The 26,284-nt window shown below is 60.9% G+C and carries 27 protein-coding genes; 12 read left to right on the forward strand and 15 right to left on the reverse strand.

The window, feature by feature from the left end:
• The 4 genes from FHT28_RS00395 to FHT28_RS00410 form a co-directional block, all read right to left on the reverse strand.
• Positions 1-1,164: a CaiB/BaiF CoA-transferase family protein gene (locus FHT28_RS00395; RefSeq protein ID WP_168595310.1), complete on the reverse strand. Its 1,164-nt coding sequence runs from the start codon at positions 1,162-1,164 to the stop codon at positions 1-3.
• Between the two features lies 1 nt (position 1,165).
• Complete coding sequence (locus tag FHT28_RS00400) at positions 1,166-1,711, reverse strand: MaoC family dehydratase (protein ID WP_168595311.1); 546 nt, start codon at positions 1,709-1,711, stop codon at positions 1,166-1,168.
• A 32-nt stretch (positions 1,712-1,743) separates the two neighbouring features.
• Entirely contained in the window at positions 1,744-2,580 is an 837-nt protein-coding gene (locus FHT28_RS00405; protein ID WP_168595312.1) for an amidohydrolase, read from the reverse strand.
• A gap of 65 nt (positions 2,581-2,645) precedes the next feature.
• Complete coding sequence (locus FHT28_RS00410; protein WP_037196575.1) at positions 2,646-3,437, reverse strand: IclR family transcriptional regulator; 792 nt, start codon at positions 3,435-3,437, stop codon at positions 2,646-2,648.
• Positions 3,438-3,617: 180 nt separating this feature from the next.
• Between FHT28_RS00410 and FHT28_RS00415 the strand changes: the two genes are divergently transcribed.
• From FHT28_RS00415 to FHT28_RS00465, 11 genes are all read left to right on the forward strand, one after another.
• Entirely contained in the window at positions 3,618-4,934 is a 1,317-nt protein-coding gene (locus FHT28_RS00415) for a sugar ABC transporter substrate-binding protein (RefSeq protein ID WP_047555269.1), read from the forward strand.
• 187 nt (positions 4,935-5,121) lie between these two features.
• Positions 5,122-6,015 carry a sugar ABC transporter permease gene (locus FHT28_RS00420; protein WP_037196258.1) on the forward strand — a complete coding sequence of 298 codons (894 nt, stop codon included), beginning with the start codon at positions 5,122-5,124 and terminating at the stop codon, positions 6,013-6,015.
• Between the two features lie 2 nt (positions 6,016-6,017).
• Positions 6,018-6,884, forward strand: a complete 867-nt coding sequence (locus FHT28_RS00425) for a carbohydrate ABC transporter permease (protein ID WP_037196260.1) — start codon at positions 6,018-6,020, stop codon at positions 6,882-6,884.
• A 5-nt stretch (positions 6,885-6,889) separates the two neighbouring features.
• On the forward strand, positions 6,890-7,987 hold the full coding sequence (gene ugpC / locus FHT28_RS00430; protein WP_168595313.1) for a sn-glycerol-3-phosphate ABC transporter ATP-binding protein UgpC: 1,098 nt from the start codon (positions 6,890-6,892) through the stop codon (positions 7,985-7,987).
• A gap of 11 nt (positions 7,988-7,998) precedes the next feature.
• Complete coding sequence (locus FHT28_RS00435) at positions 7,999-9,111, forward strand: mandelate racemase/muconate lactonizing enzyme family protein (RefSeq protein ID WP_168595314.1); 1,113 nt, start codon at positions 7,999-8,001, stop codon at positions 9,109-9,111.
• A 13-nt stretch (positions 9,112-9,124) separates the two neighbouring features.
• Positions 9,125-9,454 carry an L-rhamnose mutarotase gene (locus tag FHT28_RS00440; RefSeq protein WP_168595315.1) on the forward strand — a complete coding sequence of 110 codons (330 nt, stop codon included), beginning with the start codon at positions 9,125-9,127 and terminating at the stop codon, positions 9,452-9,454.
• A 195-nt stretch (positions 9,455-9,649) separates the two neighbouring features.
• The gene (locus FHT28_RS00445) at positions 9,650-10,723 is read left to right on the forward strand and encodes a Gfo/Idh/MocA family oxidoreductase (protein WP_168595316.1); all 1,074 of its coding nucleotides are present in this window, start codon (positions 9,650-9,652) and stop codon (positions 10,721-10,723) included.
• Positions 10,724-10,726: 3 nt separating this feature from the next.
• Positions 10,727-11,188 carry a MaoC/PaaZ C-terminal domain-containing protein gene (locus FHT28_RS00450; protein WP_037196268.1) on the forward strand — a complete coding sequence of 154 codons (462 nt, stop codon included), beginning with the start codon at positions 10,727-10,729 and terminating at the stop codon, positions 11,186-11,188.
• 13 nt (positions 11,189-11,201) lie between these two features.
• Positions 11,202-12,332, forward strand: coding sequence for an extracellular solute-binding protein (locus FHT28_RS00455; protein WP_168595317.1), 1,131 nt, complete (start codon positions 11,202-11,204; stop codon positions 12,330-12,332).
• Positions 12,333-12,446: 114 nt separating this feature from the next.
• Positions 12,447-13,178, forward strand: coding sequence for an SDR family oxidoreductase (locus FHT28_RS00460; RefSeq protein WP_037196272.1), 732 nt, complete (start codon positions 12,447-12,449; stop codon positions 13,176-13,178).
• A 109-nt stretch (positions 13,179-13,287) separates the two neighbouring features.
• Positions 13,288-13,962: a DUF1345 domain-containing protein gene (locus tag FHT28_RS00465; RefSeq protein ID WP_168595318.1), complete on the forward strand. Its 675-nt coding sequence runs from the start codon at positions 13,288-13,290 to the stop codon at positions 13,960-13,962.
• A gap of 32 nt (positions 13,963-13,994) precedes the next feature.
• Here the strand turns inward: FHT28_RS00465 and FHT28_RS00470 are convergent, their stop codons facing one another.
• From FHT28_RS00470 to FHT28_RS00505, 8 genes are all read right to left on the reverse strand, one after another.
• On the reverse strand, positions 13,995-14,168 hold the full coding sequence (locus FHT28_RS00470) for a DUF1328 domain-containing protein (RefSeq protein WP_034483222.1): 174 nt from the start codon (positions 14,166-14,168) through the stop codon (positions 13,995-13,997).
• A 351-nt stretch (positions 14,169-14,519) separates the two neighbouring features.
• The gene (locus tag FHT28_RS00475) at positions 14,520-15,947 is read right to left on the reverse strand and encodes a gamma-aminobutyraldehyde dehydrogenase (protein WP_047639006.1); all 1,428 of its coding nucleotides are present in this window, start codon (positions 15,945-15,947) and stop codon (positions 14,520-14,522) included.
• A gap of 13 nt (positions 15,948-15,960) precedes the next feature.
• The gene (locus FHT28_RS00480) at positions 15,961-16,776 is read right to left on the reverse strand and encodes an ABC transporter permease (RefSeq protein WP_037196281.1); all 816 of its coding nucleotides are present in this window, start codon (positions 16,774-16,776) and stop codon (positions 15,961-15,963) included.
• Entirely contained in the window at positions 16,766-17,740 is a 975-nt protein-coding gene (locus tag FHT28_RS00485; RefSeq protein ID WP_168595319.1) for an ABC transporter permease, read from the reverse strand. Before FHT28_RS00485 ends, FHT28_RS00480 begins: the two co-directional genes overlap by 11 nt.
• Positions 17,737-18,723 (reverse strand): ABC transporter ATP-binding protein, encoded by a 987-nt coding sequence (locus FHT28_RS00490; RefSeq protein WP_168595320.1) that lies wholly within the window; start codon positions 18,721-18,723, stop codon positions 17,737-17,739. Before FHT28_RS00490 ends, FHT28_RS00485 begins: the two co-directional genes overlap by 4 nt.
• A gap of 221 nt (positions 18,724-18,944) precedes the next feature.
• Positions 18,945-20,105, reverse strand: coding sequence for an ABC transporter substrate-binding protein (locus tag FHT28_RS00495; RefSeq protein WP_037196286.1), 1,161 nt, complete (start codon positions 20,103-20,105; stop codon positions 18,945-18,947).
• 223 nt (positions 20,106-20,328) lie between these two features.
• On the reverse strand, positions 20,329-20,943 hold the full coding sequence (locus FHT28_RS00500) for a 3'-5' exonuclease (RefSeq protein ID WP_168595321.1): 615 nt from the start codon (positions 20,941-20,943) through the stop codon (positions 20,329-20,331).
• A 36-nt stretch (positions 20,944-20,979) separates the two neighbouring features.
• A complete protein-coding gene (locus tag FHT28_RS00505; protein WP_168595322.1) occupies positions 20,980-21,888 on the reverse strand; it encodes a LysR substrate-binding domain-containing protein in 909 nt (302 codons plus the stop codon).
• Positions 21,889-22,081: 193 nt separating this feature from the next.
• Here FHT28_RS00505 and FHT28_RS00510 point away from each other — a divergent pair, with 193 nt between their 5' ends.
• Positions 22,082-22,921, forward strand: coding sequence for a hypothetical protein (locus FHT28_RS00510; RefSeq protein ID WP_092573482.1), 840 nt, complete (start codon positions 22,082-22,084; stop codon positions 22,919-22,921).
• Between the two features lie 41 nt (positions 22,922-22,962).
• Here FHT28_RS00510 and FHT28_RS00515 read toward each other — a convergent pair whose 3' ends face one another.
• Genes FHT28_RS00515 through gltX form a run of 3 tightly spaced genes read right to left on the reverse strand, consistent with a single transcriptional unit; the run spans position 22,963 to position 26,252 of the window.
• Positions 22,963-23,247 carry a hypothetical protein gene (locus FHT28_RS00515; RefSeq protein WP_037196292.1) on the reverse strand — a complete coding sequence of 95 codons (285 nt, stop codon included), beginning with the start codon at positions 23,245-23,247 and terminating at the stop codon, positions 22,963-22,965.
• A 34-nt stretch (positions 23,248-23,281) separates the two neighbouring features.
• Positions 23,282-24,778 carry a lysine--tRNA ligase gene (gene lysS / locus FHT28_RS00520; RefSeq protein WP_047555281.1) on the reverse strand — a complete coding sequence of 499 codons (1,497 nt, stop codon included), beginning with the start codon at positions 24,776-24,778 and terminating at the stop codon, positions 23,282-23,284.
• Between the two features lie 16 nt (positions 24,779-24,794).
• On the reverse strand, positions 24,795-26,252 hold the full coding sequence (gene gltX / locus FHT28_RS00525) for a glutamate--tRNA ligase (RefSeq protein ID WP_047555282.1): 1,458 nt from the start codon (positions 26,250-26,252) through the stop codon (positions 24,795-24,797).
• Between the last annotated feature and the right edge of the window lie 32 nt (positions 26,253-26,284).

Below are 26,284 nucleotides of genomic sequence, written 5' to 3' on the forward strand. Positions count from 1 at the left end.
CTACCGACCCTCAATAAACTCCGCCCTGATCTTATCCGACTGACTACCGATCGCCGGCGCAGCCAATCCGTTCTTGGCTCGTTCGCCGTTCACGCGGATCGGGCTTGCCGTCGTCTGCACGGAGACGCCATCGCCGCGCGTGACGGTCTGCAGCATGTCGAGTTGGCGGAAGGCTGACGTCTGCAGCAGCTTCGGCCAGTCGAGTACTTCCGCCGCCCAGATATCGGCGGGTTCCATTATATCAAGCCATTCCCTGATCGTCTTCCGCTCAAGGCGGCTAGCGATCAGGCTCTTGATCTCGTCGCGCCGCTGAAAGGCATCGTCCGGCGTGTAGTCGGCAAGGGCAGGGAGGTCCAGCAGCGGGGCAAGCTTCGCCAGCGGCATCATCGCCAGCGCCAGCCAGCCATCGGCACAGCAATAGACGCCATACGGGGCTGCGAGATAGGCGTGGGCATTGCGCACGGCGGATTTCTTGGGAAGGCGCCCGCCATCATTCAGGTGCGTGGTCAGTACCTCGAACTGGAAATCGATCATTGCTTCCAGCAGGCTCGTTTCGACATGAACGCCGCGCCCGGTCACGCCACGCCGCACCAGGCCGGCAAGGATCGCCTGGACGAGGAGGTTGCCGGCCAGCATGTCGGCGACGGCAAGCCCGAATGGCACCGGTCCGTCATCGGCTTCGCCATTCAGCCACATGGCGCCGGAGCGGGCCTGGGCGAGCAGGTCCTGTCCCGGAAAATGCCGCCACTCGTTATCGGGGCCATAGCCGGTTATGCTGCCGTAGACGATGCGTGGATTGATGGCGGCGATGGAGGCATAATCGAGGCCGAGCCTCTCGATGACGCCGGGGCGGAAATTCTGGATCACGACATCGGCCTTGGCGATCAGCGTGCGCAGTTCCTGTAGATCGCTTTCATCCTTCATGTTGACGGCAAAGCTTTCCTTGCCGCGGTTGATGGCGTGAAACAGCGTGGAATCGCCGCCGATCTCGGTATCGCTGAGATAGAGCCGGCGACAGAGATCCCCGCCGTCGGGCCGCTCGATCTTGATGACGCGCGCGCCGAGATCCCCCAGCCGCAGGGCAGCCATCGGCCCGGCGAGAAACTGGCTCATATCCAGCACGATGATACCGGAAAGCAGGCCTTCTTCGTTGTCGTCGCTCATGTCAGGCTTTCAATGGCGGGGCGTCAGCCGGCCGGCCACTCTTGTAGCGCACGGTCTGGATATGCTCGCAATAAAGCACGAGCTCGCCTTCGCCCTTGAAGACCTCGTAGGACGAGCGGATCAGGCCGAGTTCGGCATATTTCGGCTGCTTATCCAGATTGGTGCGGATGGTATAGATGGTGTCGCCGATGAAGGTGGGTTTGATGAAGCGTAGCTTGTCATAGCCATAGGAAAAGGCGTTGACGCAGTTGGTAGCCACAAGCCCGAGGCCGGCGGAAAAGACGAAGGCGCCGGCGACGAGCCGTTTGCCGAACAGGCCCTCGGTTTCGGCAAAGATCTGGTCGCTGACATAGGGGTGCATGTCGAGCACCAGCGCGTTGAACTGCTGGGACTCGCCCTCGGAGATCGTGCGGCGCAGCGAGCGGATCTTGTGGCCGACTTCGAAATCCTCATAGAACCAGTTTTCCGCATTCCAGACGGGAATCTCCGCGTGATCGGCCGGCATGGTCTTCGGATAGGTGCTGGATACGCCGACGGTGGCGGTCATGGCATTGTCTTTCGATGGAAAACTGTCCGGCCTCAGAGAGACCAGAGGCGCTTGGCGTTGAGATGATAAAGCCTGTTGCGTTCGTCTGCGCTGACGCCTTGCATCAGCGCATGGGTGGCGGCGACCCAGGTGGAGAGATTGCCGCCCAGCGTGCAGACCGGCCAGTCACTGCCCCAGATGACGCGGTCCCAGCCGAAGCTTGCGATGCAGTGTTCGACAAAAGGACGCAGCGTTTCGGGCGTCCAGTTGTCGGGATCGGTATAGGCCACAATACCGGAAATCTTGACGACGACATTCGGACGTCTGGCAATTTCTGTGATCCCTGACGACCAGCTCTCACTGAGCCCATCCTTGACAGCCGGCACGCCGCAGTGATCGAGAATGAAGCTGACGTCGGGGTTGAGGTCGACGAGCGCGATCGCCTTGGATATCTGGTGCGGCAGAACGCAGAGGTCGAAGGTGAGGCGAGTGCCGGCGAGCCGTTTCAGGTTCTCGCGGAACAGTGCCCCTTCGGAAACATCATCCGGCACCACATGCAGCACGCGACGGAAGCCCTTGACGAAGGGATCGGCAAGCACGCGTTCGAGGTAGGCGGGAAAATCTGTACTCTCAGGACGGCAGGCGGCGATGACGCCGCGCAGGAGGCTACCCGGCTCGCGGCTCAGGCTTTTGACATAGTCAGTCTCCCGCTCGATATCGGTCTCCGCGACATCGACTTCCATGTGAAGCGTGTCGGCTATGCCGAGCCGCTTCGCCTCGCGGGCATAGTCCTCGTAGAGGCTGTCGCGATTGAGCGCACCGGCGTCGGTCAGCCAGGGATAGGCGAGACGTTTCCGGTCGACGATGTGCAAGTGGCTGTCGAAAAGCATGGCGTTCCTCCCATACCTGCTTGCCCAACATATACTCACAGAAGAATAGTTTATTCAAATAAAAATTATAGTTCAGCCTTGTCGACCGTGCCGGCCACGGTTTCGGAGATCTGTTTTGCGGCGTCCCGCACATATTCGATGACTTGATCGTAGGTGGGCGCCTTGGGGTTGACGGGCTCGATATAGGGACAGGTAAGAGCGGCAAGCCCATTGCCGTCCATGGCCAGAACCGGCGCGGAAATGTTGCGCACGCCACTGGTCTGCAGGCTGTCCATGGTCTCATAGCCCTTTTCGCGGATCGCCCGCAGCTTCTCCTCGAGATCGGCAGGCGGTTCCTCGGCGTCCTGCTCCTGACGCCTTTGCTCGTTGATCATCATCTGCCGCTGCTTGTCATCCCGGAATGCGAGGAGGATGTGACCCGATCCGGTGTTGTAGAGATTGATCTGGGCGCCGACCCGGATCGAGATGCCCCAATAGGTCGGCGAATCCTGCTGGGCGATGACGACGACCGAGCCGCGATCGTAGATCGCCAGATGACAGGCCTGTTCGGCCCGATTGGAGAATTCGCGCATCAGCGGCGTGGCGAAGGAGACGAGCCGGCGCACCGGCGCATGATAATGCGCCAGGCCAAAGAGCTTCAGCGTCAGATAGAAGCGATCGCCATCCTGCCTCTGCACGTAGCCGCGCCGCACCAGGCGGTCGAGCATACGGTAAAATTCGTTCGGGCTTTTGTTGAGCGCCTTGGCGATTTCCGCCTGCGTCAGGCCGCCATCGATCGTCGCGAGCAGCTCAAGGATATCCAGCCCCTTGTCCAATGCCGGCGCGCGATAGCGATCACTGTCGTCTTCTACATTCATCAACAGGCCCCCTGAACGAAGAAACATGAATCATCATTCATATATGAATGACTGCATTTTACAAGCGTGCGATCACGGCTTGACGGCATATGAATAAGATGTTTACTTATAAATCATTGATCCATATTTGGGTCGAGAGGACTATCGGACAAGGGGTCCGGTTTTTTGGGAGGAATTTCGATGAGGAATTGGAGGGCCGGTCTTGCTGCCGGCATGATGGCATTGCTTGCGAGTACTTCGGTCTTCGCCGCCGATCTGCCCGGCAAGTTTCCGGGTGTGACGATCGACGCCAAGCTCATCGGCGGCCAGCAATATGAGCCGCTTTATGCACGCATTTCCGAGTGGGAGAAGGAAACGGGCGCTAAGGTCAACATCCTGTCCAAGAAGAACCATTTCGAGCTCGACAAGGAAATCAAGTCCGACATGGCCTCGGGCAGCATCTCCTGGTGTGTCGGCTCGAACCACTCGTCCTTCGCGCCTCAGTACCCCGACCTCTATACCGACCTCGGTAAGCTGCTGCCCAAGGAAGAAATCGGCCAGTTCGTCGATTCCACCATTCAGGCCTCGACCATCGATGGCCGCCTGATCATGCTGCCGCGCGCCCAGTTCGACGTTTCGGCACTCTACTACCAGAAGAGCCTCTACAAAGACGAAGCCAAGAAGACGGCGTTCAAGGCGAAGTACGGCTACGATCTGGCGCCGCCGAAGACCTGGAAGGAAGTCTCCGATCAGGCAATCTTCTTCTCCAATCCACCGAACTTCTTCGGCACGCAGTTCCCCGGCAAGGAAGAGGCCATCAACGGCCGCTTCTTTGAAATGCTGGTCGCCGAGGGCGGCGAATATCTCGATAAGGACGGCAAGCCGGCCTTCAATTCCGAAGCCGGCGTGCGTGCGCTCGACTGGTTCGTGAACATGTACAAGGCAAAGGCCGTTCCGGCCGGTACGACCAATTATCTCTGGGACGATCTGGGCGCTGGCTTTGCTTCCGGCTCCATCGCGCTCGATCTCGATTGGCCGGGCTGGGCGACTTACTTCAACGATCCGAAGTCCTCGAAGGTCGCCGGCAATGTCGGCGTCGTCGTGCAGCCCGTTGGCTCCTCCGGCAAGCACACAGGCTGGTCCGGTCACCATGGCTTCTCGGTAACCGAGGCTTGCGCCCACAAGGATGCGGCTGCTTCGCTCGTCTGGTTCCTGACCAACGACGACTCGCAGAAGCTTGAAGCTGCCAACGGCACGCTGCCGACCCGCAAGGCGGTCTGGGAGTGGGATATCCAGCAGGCTGCTTCCGACCCCTACAAGAAGGAAGTGCTGAGCACCTTCCAGGAATCGATGAAGTACGCCTTCCCGGTTCCGCGCACGCCGCAATGGATCGAAATTTCCAACGTCGTCTATCCGGAACTGCAGGCGGCCATTCTCGGTGACAAAACCTCCAAGCAGGCACTCGACACCGCGGCCCAGAAGGCAACCGATGTCCTGAAGGACGCCGGCGCGCTGTAAGCGATGCAATCGAAGTCCCGCGCGGCAAGTGCGCGGGACTTCTGCAATCTGACTTCGAGAATGGCTTTCGACCTGCGCCGCAAGGAGCCGGTCTATCCAGCCGGTTTCGTGCCGGCCTCTCGTCCTCACGCAATCCATTCCAAGCAGTCCGGGCCACGCTGCCGAGGAATGCCGACAGGTGCAAACCATGTTCAAAAAGATATCTCCACCGGTCCTGCTACTTCTTCCGGCGATCATCGTTCTTGTCGCCGTGGTGCTGTTTCCGTTGCTTCTGTCCTTCTATTCGAGCTTCACGCCGTTTCGCCTGACACGGCCGGCCACGCTCTTTACCTTCATCGGCCTGCGCAACTACATCCGCATCCTCACCGATCCGGTGTTTCTGGCCGCTTTCGTGCGCACCGTCGTGCTGCTGACGATCGCGCTCAATCTGGAAATGCTGCTCGGCCTGGGATTGGCCTTGTTGGTCAACAAGGCGACGCACGGCAAGCGCATCCTGCGCACGTTGATGATGTTCCCGATGATGTTTTCGCCCGTGCTCGTCGGCTTCCAGTTCAAATTCATGTTCAACGACAATGTCGGCATCATCAACAATGCCCTGCAGTCGCTGGGCATCACCAATGATGCCATCCCCTGGCTGATCGACGGCAATCTGGCGCTGTTTTCAATCATCGTCGCGGAAGTCTGGTCGTCGACGTCAGTCTTCGCCATCCTCATTCTGGCCGGCCTGTTCGCCATGCCGCAGGAGCCGGTCGAGGCCGCCAAGGTCGATGGCTGTACCGGCTGGCAGACCTTCCGTTACGTGACCTGGCCGTTCCTGATGCCCTTTGCCTTCATCGCCATGACGATCCGTTCGCTCGACGTCGCCCGCGCCTACGACATCGTCAAGATCATGACCGATGGCGGCCCGGCGCGGCGCACGGAGCTGATCTGGACGCTGGTCGGGCGCACCGCCTATGCCGACGCGCAGATGGGTCTCGCCAACGCCATGGCCTATGTCTCGATTATCCTGTCGATCGCCTTCACAGTCTATTTCTTCCGTAAGCTGGCGCTTGCCCGCACCCAGATAGGAGCGGAGTGGTAATCATGGATCGCAACGCTCAACAACGTCTGCAGCGCCGTCTGCGCAAAGTCGCCTATCTCATCGGCCTCTTCATCGCGATGCTCATCATCTGCCTGCCGGGCCTCTGGATCATCATCAGTTCGCTGCGCCCGACGGTGGAGATCATGGCGAAGCCGCCGGTCTGGATCCCGAGGGAGCTTTCGCTGGAAGCCTACCGCTCGATGTTCAGCGGCGTCGGGCAGGGCGGCATTCCCGTTTGGGATTACTTCCGCAATTCGTTGATCATCTCCATCACGTCGACGGCCATCGCGCTCATCATCGGCATGTCCGGCGGCTATGCCTTCGCCCGCTTCCGGTTCCGCGGCAAGTCGACGGTGTTCCTGGGGCTTATGCTGACGCGCTCGGTGCCGGGCGTCGCCCTGTCGTTGCCGCTGTTCATGGTCTATGCGCGGCTCGGCATCATCGACACGCATTTCGGCCTGATCCTCACCTATGTCGCGCTGAACGTGCCCTTCACCATCTGGCTGATCGACGGCTTCTTCCGGCAGGTGCCGAAGGATCTCGCCGAGGCGGCGCAGATCGATGGTTGCACGCGCTGGCAGGCCTTCTGGCAGGTAGAGTTCCCGCTCGCCGGCCCCGGTATCGCTTCGGCCGGCATCTTCGCCTTCCTCACCTGCTGGAACGAATACGCACTGGCCTCGCAGCTGACGCGCTCGGTCGATTCGAAGACGCTGCCTGTGGGTCTGCTCGACTATACGTCCGAATTCACCATCGACTGGCGCGGCATGTGCGCGCTCGCGGTCGTGATGATCATTCCGGCGCTCGCTCTCACTTTCATCATTCAGAAGCATCTGGTGTCCGGTCTGACATTCGGTGCGGTCAAAGGTTGATCCTCATGGCTCAGGTTTCTCTCAAAAAACTCTTCAAGCGCTACGGTGCGTTGGAAATCGTCCACGGGATCGATCTCGACATCGCCGATAAGGAGTTCATCGCGCTCGTCGGCCCCTCCGGTTGCGGCAAGTCGACGACGCTGCGCATGATCGCCGGCCTCGAAGAGGTTTCCGGCGGCACGATCGAGATCGGCAATACCGTCGTCAACGAGCTGCCGCCACGCGATCGCAACATCTCCATGGTGTTCCAGTCCTACGCGCTCTATCCGCATATGACGGTGCGCGAGAACATGGGCTTCTCGCTGAAGATCGCCAAGCAACCGCAGGCCGAGATCGATCGCCGCGTCAACGAGGCGGCGGCCATTCTAAGCCTCGAGGCGCTGATGGACCGCCGTCCGGCGCAGCTTTCCGGCGGCCAGCGCCAGCGCGTCGCCATGGGCCGTGCCATCGTTCGCCAGCCGGAAGTCTTCCTCTTTGACGAGCCTCTGTCGAACCTCGATGCCAAACTGCGCACGCAGATGCGCACCGAGATCAAGAAGCTGCATGCCAAGGTGCAGTCGACCGTTGTCTACGTCACGCACGACCAGGTCGAGGCCATGACGCTGGCTGACCGCATCGTCATCATGCGCGACGGTTATATCGAGCAGGTCGGCACGCCGGATGAGGTGTTCAAGAAGCCCGCCACCCGCTTCGTCGCCGGCTTTATCGGCTCGCCGCCGATGAATATCGAGGAGGCGACGGTGAAAGCTGGCGAGCTGGTGTTCAAGAACGGCGACCGGCTGCCATTGCCGGGCCAATTTTCCGGCAAGGTCAAGGAAGGCGAAAAGGTCGCCTTCGGCCTGCGGCCCGACGATATCTTCCCGACCGGCCACGGTCTGCATTCCGGTGCTGAATCGGCGGTACACGAGCTGACGCTGCCTGTCGCCATCACCGAGCCGCTCGGCAATGAAACGCTTGTTTTCGTTGAATTCGCCGGACGCGACTGGGTGTCGCGCATGCTCAATCCGCATGCTCTGAAGAGCGGCGAGCAATTGAAGATGAGCTTCGATTTCAGCCAGGCGCATCTCTTTTCCGTCGAAACCGGCAAGAGCCTGGCAATCTGAGGAGCCGTCCCATGGCACGTATCGAGAAGATAGAACTGCGCATGGTCGACCTGCCGCCGAAGGTGAAGCGGACGGATGCGATCCAGAGTTTCGTCAGCCAGGAGACGCCGATCGTCACCATCACGGATTCCGACGGCGCCGTCGGCACCGGTTACAGCTATACGATCGGCACGGGCGGTTCGTCCGTCATGCGACTGCTATCGGATCATCTGGTACCGCTGCTGATCGGCGAGGATGCCGATCGCATCGAGGCGATCTGGCACAGGCTGGAGTTCGCCACCCACGCGACGACCATCGGTCCAATAACCGCGCTGGCGCTTGCCGCCGTCGACACGGCATTGTGGGACCTGAGGGCCAAGAAGCAGGGCTTGCCGCTCTGGAAGCTCGCCGGCGGCGCCAAGGATCGTTGCCCGCTCTACACCACGGAAGGCGGCTGGCTGCACATCGAGAAGGAAGCCTTGGTCGAGGACGCCCTGCGGGCGAAGGCCAAGGGCTTTTCCGGCTCCAAGGTAAAGATCGGCAAGCCGCATGGCTCGGAGGATTATGATCGGCTTGCGGCGATGCGCCTGGCGCTCGGCTCCGGTTTCGAGATCATGACCGATTGCAATCAGGGCTTTACCGTCGATGAGGCGATCCGCCGGGCCGCGCGCCTCAAGGAGCTTGATCTCGCCTGGATCGAGGAACCGCTGCCAGCCGACGATCTTGACGGCCATATCCGGCTGACGCGATCGACACAGACGCCGATCGCGGTCGGCGAATCCATGTATTCGATCCGGCATTTCCGTGAATATATGCAGAAGGGCGCCTGCTCGATCGTCCAGGTCGACGTTGCCCGCATCGGTGGCATCACGCCCTGGCTGAAGGTCGCACATGCGGCCGAAGCCTTCGACATCCCGGTTTGCCCGCATTTCCTGATGGAGTTGCATGTCAGCCTCGCCTGCGCGGTGCCGAACGGCAAATATGTCGAATACATTCCGCAGCTCGACGATCTCACCACCAAGGGCATGGAGATCGTTGACGGCAAGGCGCTTGCGCCCTCCGAGCCTGGTATCGGCATTGCCTGGGATTGGGAGGCCGTGAAGGCTCGATCGATCGGCGAATTCACCCTGGAAATTCACGGTTGAGGAGGAACTGGCCATGCAACGGATGGGTATGGTGATCGGCCTGGAGCCGGCCAAGATCGCGGAATACAAGGCGCTGCATGCGGCCGTCTGGCCCGAGATCCTGGCGCTGATCTCAGACTGCAACATCACCAACTATTCGATCTTCCTGAAGGAGCCGGAAAACCTGCTCTTCGGCTATTGGGAATATGTCGGCACGGATTTCGAGGCCGATATGCGCAAGATGGCCGCGAGCCCGAAGAACCAGGAATGGTGGTCGGTTTGTATTCCGTGCCAGAAGCCGCTCGAGACCCGCAAGGAGGGCGAGTGGTGGGCCATGATGGAGGAGGTGTTTCATCATGATTGATCTCCAAGAACAGCCCCTCACCCTAGCCCTCTCCCCGCTGGCGGGGAGAGGGGACGACCTCTTTTGTTGCGTCCTCACGTTTCCTCTTAAGTTGAGAGATGACAGAGGGTGCGCCCATCGCCTTCTACCCGTGAGAACGGGGAGAAGGTGGCCGACAGGCCGGATGAGGGGCGTCACACGACCGGAGCCAAATTCATGACCTTCGATCCCAAATCCCTCCGCCAATGGTGGCCTAAGCCTTCGAATCCCCGCCCGATCGTGATCTTCGGTGCCGGCAGCATCGTCGGTGACGCGCATCTTCCGGCCGACAAGAAGGGCGGTTTCCCGGTGGCGGGCCTTTATGACCCGAATGCCGAGAAAGCGGCGGCGTTGGCCGCTCAATGGAACATCCGCGTATTCGCCAATGAGGCCGAGGCGCTAGCCGTCGAAGGCGCGATCTTCGATCTCGCGACGCCGCCGGCCGCCCATGCGGCGATCCTTGCGAAATTGCCGCGCGGCGCTTTTGCTTTGATCCAGAAGCCGATGGGCAGCGATCTCACTGGCGCCACGGAAATCCTGCGGGTCTGCCGCGAGCGCGACATCAAGGCGGCGGTCAATTTCCAGCTGCGTTTCGCGCCGATGATGCTGGCGCTCTATGACGCGGTGGAGAAGGGCTATCTCGGCGAGGTCGTCGACTTCGACGCCTGGCTGGCGCTTGCCACGCCATGGGGGCTCTGGCCCTTCCTGAAGGGCCTGCCGCGGATCGAGATCGCCATGCACTCGATCCACTACCTCGATTTCATTCGCGGGCTGCTCGGCAATCCGCAGGGTGTCCATGCCAAGACCATCGGCCATCCCAACCACGATGTCGCCCAGACGCGGACGGCGGCGATCCTCGACTATGGTGACAAGGTGCGCTGCGTGCTCTCGGTCAATCACGACCATGATTTCGGGCGTAAGTTCCAGGCGTGCGAGTTCCGCATCTCCGGCACCAAGGGGGCTGCCTATATCAAGCTCGGCGTCAATCTCGACTATCCGCGCGGCGAGCCGGACGAGCTGTGGATCCGCCCCGACGGTGGCAGCGAATGGGTGGAGGTGAAGCTCGAAGGGGCCTGGTTCCCGGATGCTTTCGTCAACCGCATGGCCAATCTGCAGCGCTTCGCCTCGGGCGAGGACAAGGTGCTGATCGGCTCTGTCGAAGATGCCTGGCAGACCATGGCGCTGGTCGAAGCCGCCTATCAGTCGAGTGCCGCTCCGGCAACGCCGATTGCCGAACTTCCGAAGGCTTGAGGAATGTCTGAACAAACAATCCATTTCGAAGACTACGAACTCGGTCATGTCAGGGTGACCACCGGACGGACGATCACGGAGACCGATTTCGTCGTTCATGCCGGCCATACCGGCGATTTCTTTCCGCATCATATGGATGCGGAATTCGCCAAGACCTTGCCAGGCGGGCAGCGTATCGCTCATGGCACGATGATCTTTTCGATTGGCGTCGGGCTCACGGCGTCGCTCATCAATCCTGTCGCCTTTTCCTATGGCTATGACCGGCTCCGCTTCGTCCGTCCCGTGCATATCGGCGATACGATCCGCACCCGCGTCACCATATCGGCGAAGGAGGACGATCCGAAGCGGCCGGCGGCCGGCCGCGTGGTTGAGCGCTGTGAGGTGCTGAACCAGCGCGACGAAGTCGTGCTCGCCGCCGATCACATCCTGATCGTCGAGCGCAAATCGGCTACGGAGAAGGCATGATGGTGAAGCTCACATGACTAAGCTCAGGGGAATGACCTGGTCGCATCCGCGCGGCTACGATCCGATGCTGGCATGTTCGAAGATCTGGCAGGACAAGACCGGCGTCGCGATCACCTGGGAAAAGCGCTCGCTGCAGGATTTCGAGACCTTCCCGGTGGAGGAGCTTGCGGCCGCCTACGATCTTATCGTCATCGATCATCCGCATGTCGGGCAGATCATGCGCGAGAACTGCCTGCTGCCGCTCGACGATGCCGCTTATACGGACGAGATCGCCGCGATTGCTGCCGGCACGGTCGGCCGCTCCTATCCGAGCTACAACTGGCAGGGTCGGCAATGGGCCTTTCCGATCGACGCGGCGACGCAGGTGCAGGCTTACCGTCCGGATCGCCTGAGCGCCCCGGTGGCGGACCTTGCCGAGTTCATGACGCTCGCTGCAAGGGGCAAGGCAATCCTGCCGATGCGGCCGCCGCACTCGCTGATGACCTTCATCACGCTTGCAGCTCATCTCGGCATGCCCTGCAGCATCGAGGGACCGGATTTCATCGGGAAGGCGGCTGGCGAGGCGGTGCTCGACTGGATGGCAAGGATCGTCGCCGCGATGGATGTCCGCTGCTATGAGATGGATCCGATAGCGGTGCTCGATCTGATGAGCCAGCCCGACAGCCCATACGATGTGTCTCCGTTCGTCTACGGTTACGTCAACTATTCCTTCGCCGGGTTCAGGCCGGCGCGGATCGCCTTCACCGACATGCCCGTCATCGATAGCCGAATGCCGAACGGTTCGGCGCTTGGCGGCACAGGCATTGCCGTCTCGGCCCGAACGCAAGCGCCGGAAGAGGCGAAGGCCTTTGCGCGCTGGATCGCCGGCGGCCCGGTGCAAGCAGGCATTTATGCCGCCAGCAATGGTCAGCCTGGTCATTCCGACGCCTGGGTCAGCGATGCCGTCAACGGCGCGGCGCTCGATTTCTACCGTAACACGCGCGCCACGCTGGAAGGCGCCTATGTGCGGCCGCGGCACGACGGTTACATGGCGTTCCAGAGCGAGGCGTCTGAGATGATTAGCGATGGACTGCGAACGGGCGAGCGGCATACAGTCCTCGTCGAAAAGCTCAACCGGCGCTTCGCGCGATCGTTCGAAGGTTAAGGCAAAGGCTGCGCCATCTGTTTGTTATTGCATGATCTTATCTGACATACCGCCGGTGACTTTTCCGGCGGTCGGAATGGATGAGATCATAGTCCCGAGGAAAGGATCAGGATTATGGGTCACGGGTTGGAAGGCAAGAAGGTCGTCATCACGGCGGCGGGGCAGGGCATCGGCCGGGCGACGGCGGAGCGCTTCATTTCGCTCGGTGCGCATGTATACGCGACCGATATCAACGAGCAGACGCTTTCGACGCTGGAAGGCGCCAGCAAGCATGTGCTTGATGTGCTGAACAGTGCCGCGGTCAAGGCTTACGCCAGCGAAATCGGCCCCATCGACGTGCTCTTCAATTGTGCCGGCTTCGTGCATGCGGGCACGATCCTAGACTGCGAAGAGAAGGATTGGGATTTCTCCTTCAACCTCAACGCCAAGGCGATGTACACGACATGCCGCACCTTCCTGCCGGGCATGCTTGACAAGGGCAAGGGCTCGATCGTGAACATGGCTTCGGTTGCCTCCAGCGTGAAGGGCGTGCCCAACCGCTTCGCCTATTGCGCCTCGAAGGCCGCCGTCATCGGGCTTACCAAGTCGATCGCCGCCGATTTCGTCTCCAAGGGCATCCGCGCCAATGCTATCTGCCCGGGCACGGTCGACAGCCCCTCACTGCACGAGCGGCTGCGGGCAACGGGCGACTACGACAAGGCGATGAAGGATTTCATTGCACGCCAGCCGATGGGCCGGATTGCAAACGCGGAAGAGATCGCTGCGCTGGTGACCTACCTGGCTGGCGACGAGGCAGGCTTCACGACGGGCCAGATCCACGTCGTCGACGGCGGCTGGACCGGCTGAATCCCTCGCTTGACCGATAAGAGGCTCCGTATTGCGGGGCCTCCTTTTATTTGCCACTCTCGTTTGCGAATCGGTTCTGCAAGGCGATTTTCGATCGGGAGAACGGCGCATGAGCACCAACGGACTGTTGCAGCGTTCCAGGGGTCTCGTGCTGTTGCGCAAGCATCAAGTGATCCTGATTGCCGTACTCGCCGGCATCGCCGTGTTTCTGCTGGTGACCTCCAGGGATCTCGACACGAGCAATCTGCTCATCGCCTGGGATACGACTGCCGTCGTCTATATCCTCTATAGTCTCTACCGGATGCTGACGGCCAATGTGCAACGGATCCGCAAACGCTCCGCCGATCTCGATTTTTCGGATGGGTTGCTACTGTTCCTGTCGATCGCGGCCGCGATTGCCAGCATCGGCGGTATCGTGTTGGATCTGATTGGTGTGAAGGATGCGTCGCCGGAGGTCGCATTCTTCCGCGTGATGATGGCAATCGTGACGATCCTGATCTCATGGGCATTTCTGCACACATTGTTTACCACCCACTATGCGCATCGCTTCTATGGCAGCCTGGGCAAGGGGCAGGGGCTTAAGTTCGCCGAGCCGGTGGAAGAGCCGATCTATTGGGATTTTCTCTATTTCTCCTTCACCATCGGCGTCGCCGCGCAAACCGCTGACATCGGCGTTTCCACCGTCGGGATGCGTAAGCTGGTGCTTTTGCACGCCATCCTGTCGTTCCTGTTCAACACGACCATCCTGGCGCTCGCCATAAATGTAGGGGCGAGCCTGATCTAGGCCCGCCCCATCAAAAATAGCGGCTTATATCGTCAGACCACGGCGTTGCCGGCCATAACAGCCAGAACCAGGAACACCAGGAAGATGATCAGGAAGATGGCGAAGAGGACGCGCGCGATGGTTGCGGTTGCCGCCGACACGCCGGAAAAGCCGAAAAAGCCGCTGATCAGCGAAACAACAAAGAATATAAGTGCCCACTTCAGCATGGTGAATCTCCTCTGCGTTGCACTCCTTAAAGACGCGGAAGGACGGCAAATTGTTCCGAAGCCGTTTCGATTAAGGAGTGCTATCGCAGGTGCTGCTGAATTTGTGGCGAGTGGGCCCCCCTCTGTCACTTCGTGACATCTCCCCCACGGACGGGGGAGATTGGTAACTTGCGGCATCCTCTCATCTCACGCTGACATTGCATCTGCTGACACGGATGTCTCGATTTTTGGTGAAGGCGTGCGTCAAACGCCCAACGATCTCCCCCCTTGTGGGGGAGATGTCCCGACAGGGAGGGAGGGGGCACAATGCTGTCCCAAATTCGGAAAACCGACCTGATCGAGAGCTATGCCTCACCCATGATTGATCATCACATGTCGGACGGCGGTATAATCTTCGATAGCGTAGACTGACATATCCTTGCCATAGCCGGATTGTTTCAGGCCGCCATGCGGCATTTCGTTGACCAGCATGAAGTGGGTGTTGATCCAGGTGCAGCCATATTGCAGTCGGGCGGCCGTCCGCATTCCGCGGCTGATGTCCCTGGTCCAGACGGAGGAGGCAAGGCCGTAGTCGCTGTCATTGGCCCAGGCAACGGCGTCGTCGGGATTGGTGAAGCGCGTGACCGAGACCACAGGGCCGAAGACTTCGCGGCGGACGATCTCGTCGTCCTGGGTTGCGCCGGCAACCACGGTCGGGGCGTAGAAGAAGCCGCGCTCGCCGGAGGTCTTGCCGCCGGTGGTGATTTCCATGTGCTTGTGTTCGGCGGCGCGGGTGACGAAGCTTTCGACGCGATCCCGCTGGCGCTTGGAGATCAGCGGGCCGATCTCGTTCTCCGTGTCGTCGGCCTGGTTGAACTTGATGCTGGAGACGGCGGAAGTCAGGTCGGCGACGAAATTGTCGTAGACCTTGGCGTCGGCATAGATGCGGCAGGCGGCCGTACAGTCCTGGCCAGCATTGTAATAGCCGAAGGTCCTGATGCCGGCGACGACGGCGTCGATGTCGGCGTCGTCGAAGATGACGACGGGCGCCTTGCCACCGAGTTCGAGGTGGGTGCGCTTGACGGTCTTGGCGGCAGCGGCAAGCACCTTCTTGCCGGTGGCGACATCGCCCGTTATCGAGACCATGCCGATCTTCGGATGGTTGATCAGCGCATTGCCGACGCTCTCGCCACGGCCGAGAATGACGTTGACGACGCCCTCGGGCAGGATCTCTGAGAGCAGCTTCGCCATCTTCAGCGCCGTCAGCGGCGTCTGTTCGGAGGGCTTGAAGACCACGGTGTTGCCGCCGGCAATCGCCGGCGCCAGCTTCCAGGCCATCATCATCAGCGGATAGTTCCACGGCGCGATCGAGCCGACGATGCCGATCGGGTCGCGGCGGATCATCGAGGTGTGGCCGGGCAGATACTCGCCGGCGACCGGGCCATGCAGGTTGCGCACCGCGCCGGCAAAGAAGCGGTAGCAATCGACGATGGCGGGGATCTCGTCATTAAGGACGGCATTGATGGGCTTGCCGCAGTTGAGTGCTTCCAGGGCAGCGAAGCCTTCGGCATCCCTCTCGATGGCGTCGGCGATCTTGAGGAGATAGGCCGAACGCTGGCTCGGCGTCGTCTGTGACCAGCTCGTGAAGGCCTTTTCGGCAGCATCGACGGCGGCATCGATCTGGCCGAGCGAGGCCTCCGGCAGGTCGAGCACGGTCTCGCCCGTCTTCGGGTTGAGGACATGCTCTTCCGTTTCCGTACCGGCTTCGAAGCGGGAGCCGATCAGCATCTGGGTATCCATATTTATCTCCCTTTCATTTGCCGCCGCCGGCGATCTGGTCGCCGTCGCGGGTAAGATAGTAGGCTGCCAGGATCGGCAGGAAAGTGACAAGCACGACGACCATGGCGACGACGTTGGTCACCGGTCGCTGGCGCGGGCGGATAAGCTCCTCCAGCATCCAGATCGGCAGGGTCATCTGCTGGCCGCCGGTGAAGGTGGTGACGATGACTTCATCGAAGGACAGCGCGAAGGCGAGCATGCCGCCGGCGAGCAGCGCCGTGCCGATATTCGGCAGGATGATATGGCGGAAGGTCTGGAAGCCATCGGCGCCGAGATCCATGGACGCCTCGATCAGCGAACCGGAGGTGCGGCGGAAGCGGGCGACTGCGTTGTTATAGACAACGACGACGCAGAAGGTCGCATGGCCGAGAACGATGGTCCAGACTGAAAACGGGATGTCGAACAGGCTGAAGGCGGAACGCAGCGCAATGCCGGTGATGATGCCCGGAAGCGCGATCGGCAGGATGACCAGCAGCGAGATCGCCTCGCGGCCGAAGAACTTGGTCTGGCTGACGGCGGCGGCGCAAAGCGTGCCGAGCACCAGCGCAATGGCAGTCGCGATGGTCGCCACCTGCACCGAGAGCGCCAGGGACGACCAGATGTCCGGCCGGTTCCAGGCAATGCCGAACCATTGCAGCGTGAAGCCGGGTGGTGGCCACTGATAGCTCTTCTCCTCGGTCGTGAAGGCATAGACGAAGATCAGAAGGATCGGCAGATGCAGGAAGAGCAGGCCGCCGGCTGCGGCTGTCTTCAACGATAGGGAGGCGCGTTGGCCGCGATCAGAGCGCATCGAACGCTCCCTGTTTCTTGGCGATCCAGAGATAGATGGCCATGATGACGATCGGCACAACCGAGAAGGCTGCGGCAAGCGGCACGTTGCCGGCGGTGCCCTGCTGCGCATAGACGGCCTGGCCGATGAAGAGGCGCGAGGAGCCGATGATCTGCGGGATAATGTAGTCGCCCAATGTCAGCGAGAAGGTGAAGATCGAGCCGGCGACGATGCCGGGCAGCGCCAGCGGCAGCAGCACGGTGCGGAAGGTCTGGTTCGGCGTCGCACCAAGGTCGGACGAGGCTTCGAGCAGATTGGCCGGCACGCGCTCGAGAGCAGCCTGCGTCGGCAGAATCATATAGGGCAACCAGATATAGACGAAGACCAGGAAGGTGCCGATATAGCTCACCGACAGCGAATTGCCGCCGATGATGGGCAAAGCGAGCACGCCGTCGAGCAGCCAACCCATATGCAGCTTGTCGAAGATCCAGGTGAGGATGCCCTCCTTGGCGAGGATCAGCTTCCAGGCGTAGACCTTCACCAGATAGCTCGACCAGAGCGGCAGCATGACGCCGAGATAGAACAGCGCCTTCCATTTTCCCTGGGCATAGCGCGCCGCATAATAGGCGATCGGGAAAGCGACGAAGGCGGAGGCTAACGTGACGAGGGCGGCCATGACCACCGTGCGGACGATGATATCGAAATTGGCTGAATTCAGCAGCTGCGCATAGGTCGAGAGCGTGAATTCGTAGTTCACCATTCCTGAGAAGTCGTCGATCGAGAAGAAACTCTGCAGCAGCAGCGCGATCAGCGAGCCGATATAGATGACGCCGAGCCAGAGCAGCGGCGGCGTCAGCATGAGGAAGAGCAGCAGTCGCGGACGGCGCCAGAAGAGATCCGAGAGGCGGCCGAAGAAGCCGCCCCGGCTCGGCAGGATCGAGGCCGGCGCGTGCGCTGACGAGGCGGGGAAGGCGGCGGCGTTCATGCGGCATCATCCATGTAGTGCACATCCGCGGGCAGCCATGCGAGGCGGACGGAAGTGCCGGTATCCGGCGTCGGCTGACCGGCGGGCACGGTTACATGCAGGTGCGCGCCATTCGCCTCCACCGAGAGGCGGGTAGCAGCACCGAGAAAGTTCATCGCTTTCACGGTCGCTGCCACGCCGCTCTCCTCAGTCAACCGTATTGCTTCCGGGCGCAGGCTCGCCCAACGCCGCTCGCCGCCGAGCGATGACATCATCTCCGGGGCAATGACGTTGGAAGAGCCGACGAAATCGGCGACGAAACGAGTCTTCGGCCGTTGATAAATGTCGTGCGGCGTGCCTTGCTGCACGATGCGGCCATCATTGAAGACGGCAACGCGATCGGCCATCGAAAGCGCTTCGCCCTGATCATGGGTGACGAAGACGAAGGTGATGCCGAGTGCCCGTTGCAAGCCCTTCAGCTCCTCCTGCATCTGCTCGCGCAATTTCAGGTCCAGCGCGCCGAGCGGCTCGTCGAGGAGCAGGACTTTCGGCTTGTTGACGAGGGCGCGGGCAAGCGCCACGCGCTGGCGCTGCCCACCGGAGAGCTGACCGGGGCGGCGGGCGCCATAGCCTGGCAGCTTCACCAGTTCCAGCGCCTGCTCGGCGGCGCGTAACCTCTCGGCCTTGCCCACACCCTTGACCATCAGGCCGTAGGCGACATTGTCGAGAATATTCAGATGCGGGAAGAGCGCATAGTCCTGGAAGACCGTGTTGACGTTGCGCCGGTAAGGCGGCACACCTTCGGCGGTCTCGCCGAAGATCTCGATATGGCCGCCTGTGGGTTGCTCGAAGCCGGCAATCAGCCTGAGGCAGGTGGTCTTGCCGGAACCGGAAGGGCCGAGCATGGCGAAGAACTCGCCGGACGCGATCTCCAGATCGACGCGATCCACAGCGCGGACCTGGCCGAAATGGCGCGACACCTGCTGGAAACGAACGGCGGTCATTGGTTTCTCCCCAAAATGGTTATGTCTTGCGCCGGCTTGATGTTCGAAGGGCGCTTGGCGGAGACACTTCTCCTTCTCCCTAGCGGGGAGAAGGTGGCCCGAAGGGTCGGATGAGGGCTAGCGCGGCATAAGCTGTCCTTCGTTTATCGCTCAGGACGTTCGTCGCTTCGCTCCTCGCCCCCTTATCTGCCCTGACGGGCATCTTCTCCCCGCTGGAGACGTCACCGCCCGCCGATCACGCCGATATAGTCGGAGACCCAGCGATGATAGGGCACGCATTCGCCCTGCGTACCGCATTTCGCGACAGGGGTTTTCCAGAACTTGATCTTGTCGAAGTGATCGTAGCCGTTGGTGGCGCAACCACTGTCGGTCAGCAGCTCATTGCCCTTGCAGGCGGCCGGAACCGAGGGCACGGCGCCAAACCATGCTGCCGCGTCGCCCTGAACCTTGGCCTGGAGCGAATGCTCCATCCACATATAGGCACAGTTCGGATGTTCGCTGTCGGCATGCAGCATGGTCGTGTCGGCCCATCCGGTCGTACCCTCATCCGGGAAGGTCGAGGCGATCTTCTGCTTGTCGGCCTGGAGCAGGTTCACCTGGAACGGCCAGGAGCCGGAGGCGACGACGCCTTCGTTCTTGAAGTCGTCGGTCTGTATCATCGCATCATGCCAGTAGCGGCTGACGAGCTTGCGCTGGCCGCGCAGCAGGTCGAGGGCGGCCTTGTATTGATCTTCGTTGAGCTCGTACGGGTCCTTGATGCCGAGTTCGGGCTTGTGGGCCATCAGATAGAGGGCGGCGTCGGCGATATAAATCGGGCCGTCATAAGCCTGGACGCGGCCCTTGTTGGATTTGCCGTCGGGAAGGGTCGTTTCTTCGAAGACGACGTTCCAGCTCTTCGGTGCCTCACCCTTGAAGGCGTCGGTGTTGTACATCAGCACGTTCGGCCCCCAGAGATAGGGAACGCCGTAATGGACGCCGTTGACCGTGTTCCAGGGAGCATTCTTCAGCCGGTCGTCGAGGGTCTTCCAGCTCGGGATCAGGTCGGTGTTGATCGGCTGGACGCGCTTGCCGGCGACGAGCCGCAGCGATGCGTCACCGGAGGCGGTGACGAGGTCGAAGCCGCCTTCGTTCATCAGGGCGACCATTTCGTCCGAGGTCGCGGCGGTCTTGACGCTGACCTTGCAGCCCGTTTCCTTCTCGAAGCCGGTGACCCAGTCGTAATTCTTGTCGCTTTCGCCGCGCTCGATATAGCCGGCCCAGGCAACGATGCTGACGGCGCCTTCGCCCTTGCCGAGCGTCTTCAGCGGCTCAGCAGCGATGACCTGCGTGGCGAAACTTAAGCATGCGAATGCAGCCGTGCATGATTTCAGCAGATGCTTCATCGGACTCTCCCGGTTTTTGAGCCTTGATATTGGCGGAGCCAGTAGCTGGCTTTTTGTTCCCGGAAGAAAAGGTGATCCGATTTCGCCGCATTCGCAAATTCATTTATCAGAAAGTCGATATCGGAAATTCCGATTGCTTCGTATGTGACCGTACGTGAGGGGGAATATGGCCTGCTTGAGAGGCGATCGCACTCCATATGCACCAAGTTAAAGCGCAGCGCTGCTAGTTGCGGTCGAAGACTTCAGGCCGCAAATGTTCAGCCTTCATAAGGTGTTGCAGGGTATATGACACCGAAAGTGCATCGTCGAGCGCGTCATGACCCTGTAAATGCGGATGTTCCACGCCATAGTAGTCGGCAAGCTTGTTGCTCGGCGTCTTCGCCAGATCCTCGATCGGCATTCCCGCCGCAATCAGGAGCTTGACGGCATTGTCGAACCGGTGGGCGGGAATTGGAGGCTGAATTCCGGAGACATAGCAGCTGATCGCCACCATGTTCAGTTCGTCCTTGCCCCAGGACCAGAAGCGGGCGCCGTCCGAGAAGCTGTCGAGGCCAGCAAGCGCATCCTGCAAGGCCACTCCTTCGGCCTTGATATTCTCGTCGGTAATGCCGGTCAGCGTGGTGAAGAACGGGTCGAGCGCATATTGGTTGCCAAATCTGTCGATCGGGCGAACATAGGCCTTATAGGTGCCCAAAATAGGAAAATCGCCTTCCAGCCCCAGCTTGACGGCGCCGATCTCAGCGATGACCGGATCGGGATCATGGGCCGCGCACCAGAATCTGCGTTGCGAGCCTTCAAGACAAAGAAATTCGCAGTCGAATATGATTGCGGTCTTCATAATCGGTCCCTTTCCTTCGCAATGATTGGCGTTGCGTTATCTCTGGCGCCCGGAGCGCATGCTCTCCGCGACGCCGACGAAGTCCCGGGCGGCCTGCGGCAGGCTTGATCCCTTGCGCCACACCATGCCGACCTGCACGACCGGCAACGAGCCGGACACGTCGCGGCTCTCGATGCGGTCGCCTTCGAGCGACCAGGGGCGATAGACGAGGTCCGGCAGCAGCGCCACGCCGGCGCCTGTTGCAACGAGGCTGCGCACCGCCTCGACCGAGCGTGTGCGGAAGGCGACGTGAGGGCGGGCGCCAAGCGCGGTCAGCAGCTTGCCGGTGTTTTCCTCGATCTCGTCGATGGTCAGCATGATCAGCGGCTCGCGGGTGATATCGGCAACGCTGATGATGTCGGCCGAGACGAGCGGATGGCCCATGGGCAACCAGAGCCGGTAAGGCGACGTTTCAAGGATCTCGGCCTGCAGCGCCATGCGGTCGCGCAGGTTGGAAATGACCATGACGGCGACGTCGAGCTCGCCACCAACCAGAAGATGTTCCAGATAGCCGCCATTGTCCTCGATGGCGCTGACCTCGACGCCGGGGCAGGCACGACGGTAGCGCGCCAGGAGATCCGACAGGACATAGCCCGCGACGAGCGATGTGACCCCGATGTTCAGCGTGCCGCCGGCTGCGTTCTGCTGGCCGGAAAAGCTCGTGCGGGCATCGGAAACGGTCGCCAGAATCTTCGTGGCGTGACGCAGGAACTGATGGCCGTTATGGGTGATGGACAGTCCGCGCGGATGCCGATCGAACAGCTCGACACCGAGGTCGCCTTCCAGCTCCTTCAGGGCCTGGGTGACCGAGGATTGCGAGATAGACAGGTTCTGCGCGGCGCGGGTGATCGAGCCCTGTTCCGCCACGGCGACAAAGTATTGCAGCTGTCTCAAGGTGAACGCCATGTTGCCGTTAGAGCATGTGCGCGGCACCGAAGGCAAGCGTCGCCATCGCTGTGAAAGTTCGGACCTTTTTTGTGTCGATGCCGTCAGAGTTGCAAGTTTCGCTTCTGCTTTAAGTATTCCGAAACGCCATTTCCCTAACGTGAGGGTTGATCATCTTTGTTGCCTTGGAGCGGTCTATGCGGGAGCAGTTGGCGTGAGCGCCTTACTGCACATTTTCCGGATTCCCCGGAAGCTTGTCGTCATAATCGGCGGAGTGGCCTTTCTCATAGGCTCCTCCGGCGTTTTCGCGCTTTGTATCGGCAAAGACAGACTGCTTGGTTTTATGTCGCCTTCGCCCAACGGGTTGGAGTGCACCGACGTCAATCTCGTGACCATTCGCAAGGAAAATCGCTTCTGGGTGCGCAAATATATCCGCACCGATCCGACCGATGGTTTGACCCGGGTAAGAACGGCGCTTCGTGTCGCTAAAGCCGTATACCAGGAGCAAAAGCCCGATCTCGTTCAGGTTGTGGTTCTCGACAAGAATGGGCCGTCGCTTCGATCCGACATACGCGGTCGGGCGCTGGGTGCCGATGTCGTCTACGTCCCGCATCCCGACAAACTTACCGAAGGCAGTGTCGAAGAGCCGGTCACAGCACGTTATTACAATGGCGGCGCAAGCACCGCTGGCTTGTTTTACGGCGAGGAGATCACGATGCCCGTCGAGGATATCGATGCAGCACTGGCCGGATTGAAGGATTACAGCGATTGTGACAATGCGCTGGCGGCTGACGCCGGTGCTGGCGGCAATGCCAAGAAGGATAAGGTCAAGGCAGCGATCGCCGCCGAAGAAAAGGCGTCTGCCAAGACGGAAGAGCGGGAAGCGAAGCCGGCTCCTCCGGAGCCGAAGTCGACCGGCAACGTGCAGCCCGGATATGACAAGAATGGCGAATTCATCGGCGCCGATGCCAGCGACAAGGAAAAGAGCCCCTCACCGGGGCTCGATCCGACCATGACGGGTGCTGCCGAACGACGCTCGCCGGTAACGAACTGATCTAAGCTGGCTTTGCGCCGTGAGCGGAAGGGGAATACCCGTCAATCCGCCAGATGCTTCTCGCCAATAGCTTGGTAAAGCGCGAAGAGCGCCTCGTGAACTTCGCCGGCAAGACGGTAGAATTCGGGATCCGCGACGATGGCGGGGTGTTGCAGCAAGTGATCGTCGGTCATGTCGAGCATGAGCGACGTCGTGTGCATCGCCTCGTGGCAGCCGAAAGTTCCCGGCGCGTATTGCGACAGATCGATATCGCCGATCTCCGCAAGATCGGCCAGCCGCTGCTGCTCGCTGTCGGCATCCGCGGCCAATGTCTCTTTCTCGGTCATGGTTCACCTTTGATTTTCGGAGGGCGAAACTGTCTCAATCCGCCTTGGCGCGACGCGCCGGGAAGAGGATGATGTCGCGGATCGACGGCGAGTTGGTGAGCAGCATGATCAGGCGATCGACGCCGATGCCGAGACCGCCTGCAGGCGGCATGCCCTGGTCGATGGCGTCGAGGAATTCCTCATCCAGTTCCTTCTGCTTCTCGCCGCGCGCGTGGGCCTGCTCGAGCTGCTCGACCATGCGGGCGCGCTGCTCTTCCGGATCGTTGAGTTCGGAAAAGGCGTTGCCGAGCTCCCAGGCATTGCAATAGGTCTCGAAGCGTTCGACGAGGCGCGGCTCGCCCGGCACTTCCTTGGCGAAGGGCGAGATGTCCTTCGGGAAATGCGTGACATGCGCCGGCTGGATCAGCGTGCCTTCGACCTTCTCTTCGAAGATGAAGGCGAGGCATTCGCCCCAGGTGGCGTCCTTCTCGACAGCGAAGCCGGCAGCCTTGGAGGCGGCACGGGCTTCCTCGTCGGTCTTGATCGCCAGGAAATCGATGCCGGTCGCTTCCTTGACTGCATCGGGCATCGGCACGCGACGGAACGGGCCCTTGAAGGAAATCTGCTTGTCGCCGAAGGCGAATTCGGTGCTGCCGTGGATCGACATGGCGAGCGTCGAGAACAGGCGCTCGACGAGGTCCATGATGTCCTCGTAGTCGGCGTAGGCCCAGTAGCACTCCATCATGGTGAATTCAGGATTGTGCCGGGTCGAGACGCCTTCGTTGCGGAAGTTTCGGTTGATCTCGAAGACCTTGTCGGTAAGGCCGGAAACCAGAGTACGCTTCAGAAACAGTTCCGGCGCGATGCGCAGGTACATGTCGAGCTTCAACGTGTTGTGATGCGTCTTGAACGGCTCGGCTGTCGCCCCGCCATAGACCGAATGCAGCATAGGCGTCTCGACTTCCATGAAGCCGTCATTTTCCATGAAGCGGCGGATGCCGGAGACGATGCGGCTGCGCTGCTGGAAGCGCAGCTTCGATTCCTCGTTGGTCATGATGTCGAGGTGGCGCTTGCGATAGCGCAGCTCGATATCGGAAAGCCCGTGCCACTTTTCCGGCATCGGCAGCAGCGACTTGGTCAGCATGGTGATCTGCTGCGCATTGATCGTCAGCTCGCCGCGCTTGGTGCGGCGGACGACGCCGGTGACGCCGATGATGTCGCCGATATCGATCATCGGCAGCAAGGCGCGGGCTTCTTCGCCGGTCACGTCCTTGTGGCTGAAGATCTGGATCTTGGCCGAGGCGTCGTGGATATCCATGAACATGCCGGAGTTGCGCGAGGAATAGACGCGGCCGGCAACGGTGACGACATCGCCGGTTTCCGTATCCGGCTCCAGGCCTTCGTATTTCGCAGCGAGCTCGGCATTGGTCATGGTTCGGTGGAAATGCGCCGGATAGACGTCGCCGACCTGTTCGCGCAGCAGCTTCAGCTTCTGGCGGCGAACTTCCGTTGCGTCGGAGGAGAGGGCGGAGGCTTCGGTCTTGTCGTTCATGGTTTTAAAGTCCGGTTCAGTTCTTCGGGCCGACGAGGGTCGCAACGGTCTGGGCGGCAAGTTTCAGCCGCTGGCGCACGACGGAACGGCCGAGGATCGCCATGCTATCGAAAAGCGGCAGGGAGCGCGAGGAGCCCGAGACGGCGACGAAGAGCGGCGCGACGATGACCTTCAGCTTCTTGCCCATGCGGTCGGCGATGGCGCGCAGTTCGGCTTCGATGGTCTCGACATTCCATTCGAGGATCTTTTCGAGGTCGGGCTGCACCGTGTTCAGGATTTCCAGCAGCTCTTCCGGCGTCGACTTGATCCTGGCGAAAGCAGAGGGATCGAGGTTGAGGTCGGATTTGAACAGGAAACCGGCGAGGTCGGGCAATTCACCGAGCTTGGTGATGCGCGACTGCGACAGCTTCAGGCCTTCCTTCAGGCGGTCGTTTTCCATCGCCCAGGTCAGCACCCGGTGCTGGAATTCTTCTTCCGACAGCTTTTCGCGGATCCAGCGGCCGTTCAGCCAGTCGAGCTTCTGGATGTCGAAGATCGCGCCGGCCTTGGAGAGGTTTTCCGGATCGAACTTTGCGGCAAGCTCATCCATGCTCAAGAGCTCTTCGCCTTCGGCGATCTGGATGAAGAACAGGCCGAGGAAGTTCATCAGCGCTTCGGGGATATAGCCGAGGGCCGTATAATAGGAGATCGAGGTCGGGTTCTTGCGCTTCGACAGTTTCGACTTGTCGGCATTCCGCATCAGCGACAGGTGCATGAACACCGGCGGCTCCCAGCCGAGATACTGGTAGATCAGGATATGCTTCGGCACCGAGGCAAGCCATTCCTCGCCGCGTGCCACATGCGTGATCTTCATCAGATGGTCGTCGACGACGTTGGCCATGTGATAGGTCGGCATGCCGTCGGCCTTGAGCAGGACCTGCATGTCGACGGCATCCCACGGGATTTCGACGTCGCCATAGACGCCGTCATGGAACTTGCAGGTGCCCTCGGTCGGGATCTTCATGCGCACGACATGCGGCTCGCCGGCAGCAACGCGCGTCGAGACTTCCTCGGCCGAAAGGTTCAGACAGTGGCCGTCATACTTCGGCGGCAGGCCGGCGGCGCGCTGGGCGGCGCGCATCTGCTCCAGGCGCTCGGGTGTGCAGAAGCAGCGGAAACCGTGGCCGGCCTCGACGATCTTCTCGACGTAGGGCTTGTAGAGATCCTTGCGGTCGCTCTGGCGATAGGGGCCATAGGGGCCACCGACATCGGGTCCCTCAGACCATTTCAGGCCGCACCATTTCAGCGCGTCGAGCACCTTGGTCTCGAATTCCGGGGTGGAGCGGGTCGCGTCGGTATCCTCGATGCGCAGGATGAACTCGCCGCCATGTTTCTTGGCGAAGAGATAGTTGAACAGCGCGATATAGGCGGTGCCGACATGCGGTTCGCCTGTCGGAGAGGGTGCGATGCGGACGCGAACGCCTGAAGTGGTCATTTTGTTTGCCCGTCATAAAAGGCCGGGCCGCG

The sequence above is a fragment of the Rhizobium sp. SG570 genome, from assembly GCF_012275345.1.
Lineage (GTDB): Bacteria > Pseudomonadota > Alphaproteobacteria > Rhizobiales > Rhizobiaceae > Rhizobium > Rhizobium lusitanum.

What these genes read in the sequence shown, in the direction of transcription:
- FHT28_RS00425 (WP_037196260.1), top strand. Translation starts at nt 6,018, where the DNA reads ATGGATCGCAACGCTCAACAACGTCTGCAGCGCCGTCTGCGCAAAGTC.
- FHT28_RS00435 (WP_168595314.1), top strand. Translation starts at nt 7,999, where the DNA reads ATGGCACGTATCGAGAAGATAGAACTGCGCATGGTCGACCTGCCGCCG.
- FHT28_RS00480 (WP_037196281.1), bottom strand. Translation starts at nt 16,776, where the DNA reads ATGCGCTCTGATCGCGGCCAACGCGCCTCCCTATCGTTGAAGACAGCC.
- FHT28_RS00465 (WP_168595318.1), top strand. Translation starts at nt 13,288, where the DNA reads ATGAGCACCAACGGACTGTTGCAGCGTTCCAGGGGTCTCGTGCTGTTG.
- gltX (WP_047555282.1), bottom strand. Translation starts at nt 26,252, where the DNA reads ATGACCACTTCAGGCGTTCGCGTCCGCATCGCACCCTCTCCGACAGGC.
- FHT28_RS00420 (WP_037196258.1), top strand. Translation starts at nt 5,122, where the DNA reads ATGTTCAAAAAGATATCTCCACCGGTCCTGCTACTTCTTCCGGCGATC.
- lysS (WP_047555281.1), bottom strand. Translation starts at nt 24,778, where the DNA reads ATGAACGACAAGACCGAAGCCTCCGCCCTCTCCTCCGACGCAACGGAA.
- FHT28_RS00460 (WP_037196272.1), top strand. Translation starts at nt 12,447, where the DNA reads ATGGGTCACGGGTTGGAAGGCAAGAAGGTCGTCATCACGGCGGCGGGG.
- FHT28_RS00450 (WP_037196268.1), top strand. Translation starts at nt 10,727, where the DNA reads ATGTCTGAACAAACAATCCATTTCGAAGACTACGAACTCGGTCATGTC.
- FHT28_RS00445 (WP_168595316.1), top strand. Translation starts at nt 9,650, where the DNA reads ATGACCTTCGATCCCAAATCCCTCCGCCAATGGTGGCCTAAGCCTTCG.
- FHT28_RS00495 (WP_037196286.1), bottom strand. Translation starts at nt 20,105, where the DNA reads ATGAAGCATCTGCTGAAATCATGCACGGCTGCATTCGCATGCTTAAGT.
- FHT28_RS00410 (WP_037196575.1), bottom strand. Translation starts at nt 3,437, where the DNA reads ATGAATGTAGAAGACGACAGTGATCGCTATCGCGCGCCGGCATTGGAC.
- FHT28_RS00400 (WP_168595311.1), bottom strand. Translation starts at nt 1,711, where the DNA reads ATGACCGCCACCGTCGGCGTATCCAGCACCTATCCGAAGACCATGCCG.
- FHT28_RS00405 (WP_168595312.1), bottom strand. Translation starts at nt 2,580, where the DNA reads ATGCTTTTCGACAGCCACTTGCACATCGTCGACCGGAAACGTCTCGCC.
- FHT28_RS00395 (WP_168595310.1), bottom strand. Translation starts at nt 1,164, where the DNA reads ATGAGCGACGACAACGAAGAAGGCCTGCTTTCCGGTATCATCGTGCTG.
- FHT28_RS00485 (WP_168595319.1), bottom strand. Translation starts at nt 17,740, where the DNA reads ATGAACGCCGCCGCCTTCCCCGCCTCGTCAGCGCACGCGCCGGCCTCG.
- FHT28_RS00505 (WP_168595322.1), bottom strand. Translation starts at nt 21,888, where the DNA reads ATGGCGTTCACCTTGAGACAGCTGCAATACTTTGTCGCCGTGGCGGAA.
- FHT28_RS00470 (WP_034483222.1), bottom strand. Translation starts at nt 14,168, where the DNA reads ATGCTGAAGTGGGCACTTATATTCTTTGTTGTTTCGCTGATCAGCGGC.
- FHT28_RS00415 (WP_047555269.1), top strand. Translation starts at nt 3,618, where the DNA reads ATGAGGAATTGGAGGGCCGGTCTTGCTGCCGGCATGATGGCATTGCTT.
- FHT28_RS00440 (WP_168595315.1), top strand. Translation starts at nt 9,125, where the DNA reads ATGCAACGGATGGGTATGGTGATCGGCCTGGAGCCGGCCAAGATCGCG.
- FHT28_RS00455 (WP_168595317.1), top strand. Translation starts at nt 11,202, where the DNA reads ATGACTAAGCTCAGGGGAATGACCTGGTCGCATCCGCGCGGCTACGAT.
- FHT28_RS00515 (WP_037196292.1), bottom strand. Translation starts at nt 23,247, where the DNA reads ATGACCGAGAAAGAGACATTGGCCGCGGATGCCGACAGCGAGCAGCAG.
- FHT28_RS00475 (WP_047639006.1), bottom strand. Translation starts at nt 15,947, where the DNA reads ATGGATACCCAGATGCTGATCGGCTCCCGCTTCGAAGCCGGTACGGAA.
- FHT28_RS00490 (WP_168595320.1), bottom strand. Translation starts at nt 18,723, where the DNA reads ATGACCGCCGTTCGTTTCCAGCAGGTGTCGCGCCATTTCGGCCAGGTC.
- ugpC (WP_168595313.1), top strand. Translation starts at nt 6,890, where the DNA reads ATGGCTCAGGTTTCTCTCAAAAAACTCTTCAAGCGCTACGGTGCGTTG.
- FHT28_RS00500 (WP_168595321.1), bottom strand. Translation starts at nt 20,943, where the DNA reads ATGAAGACCGCAATCATATTCGACTGCGAATTTCTTTGTCTTGAAGGC.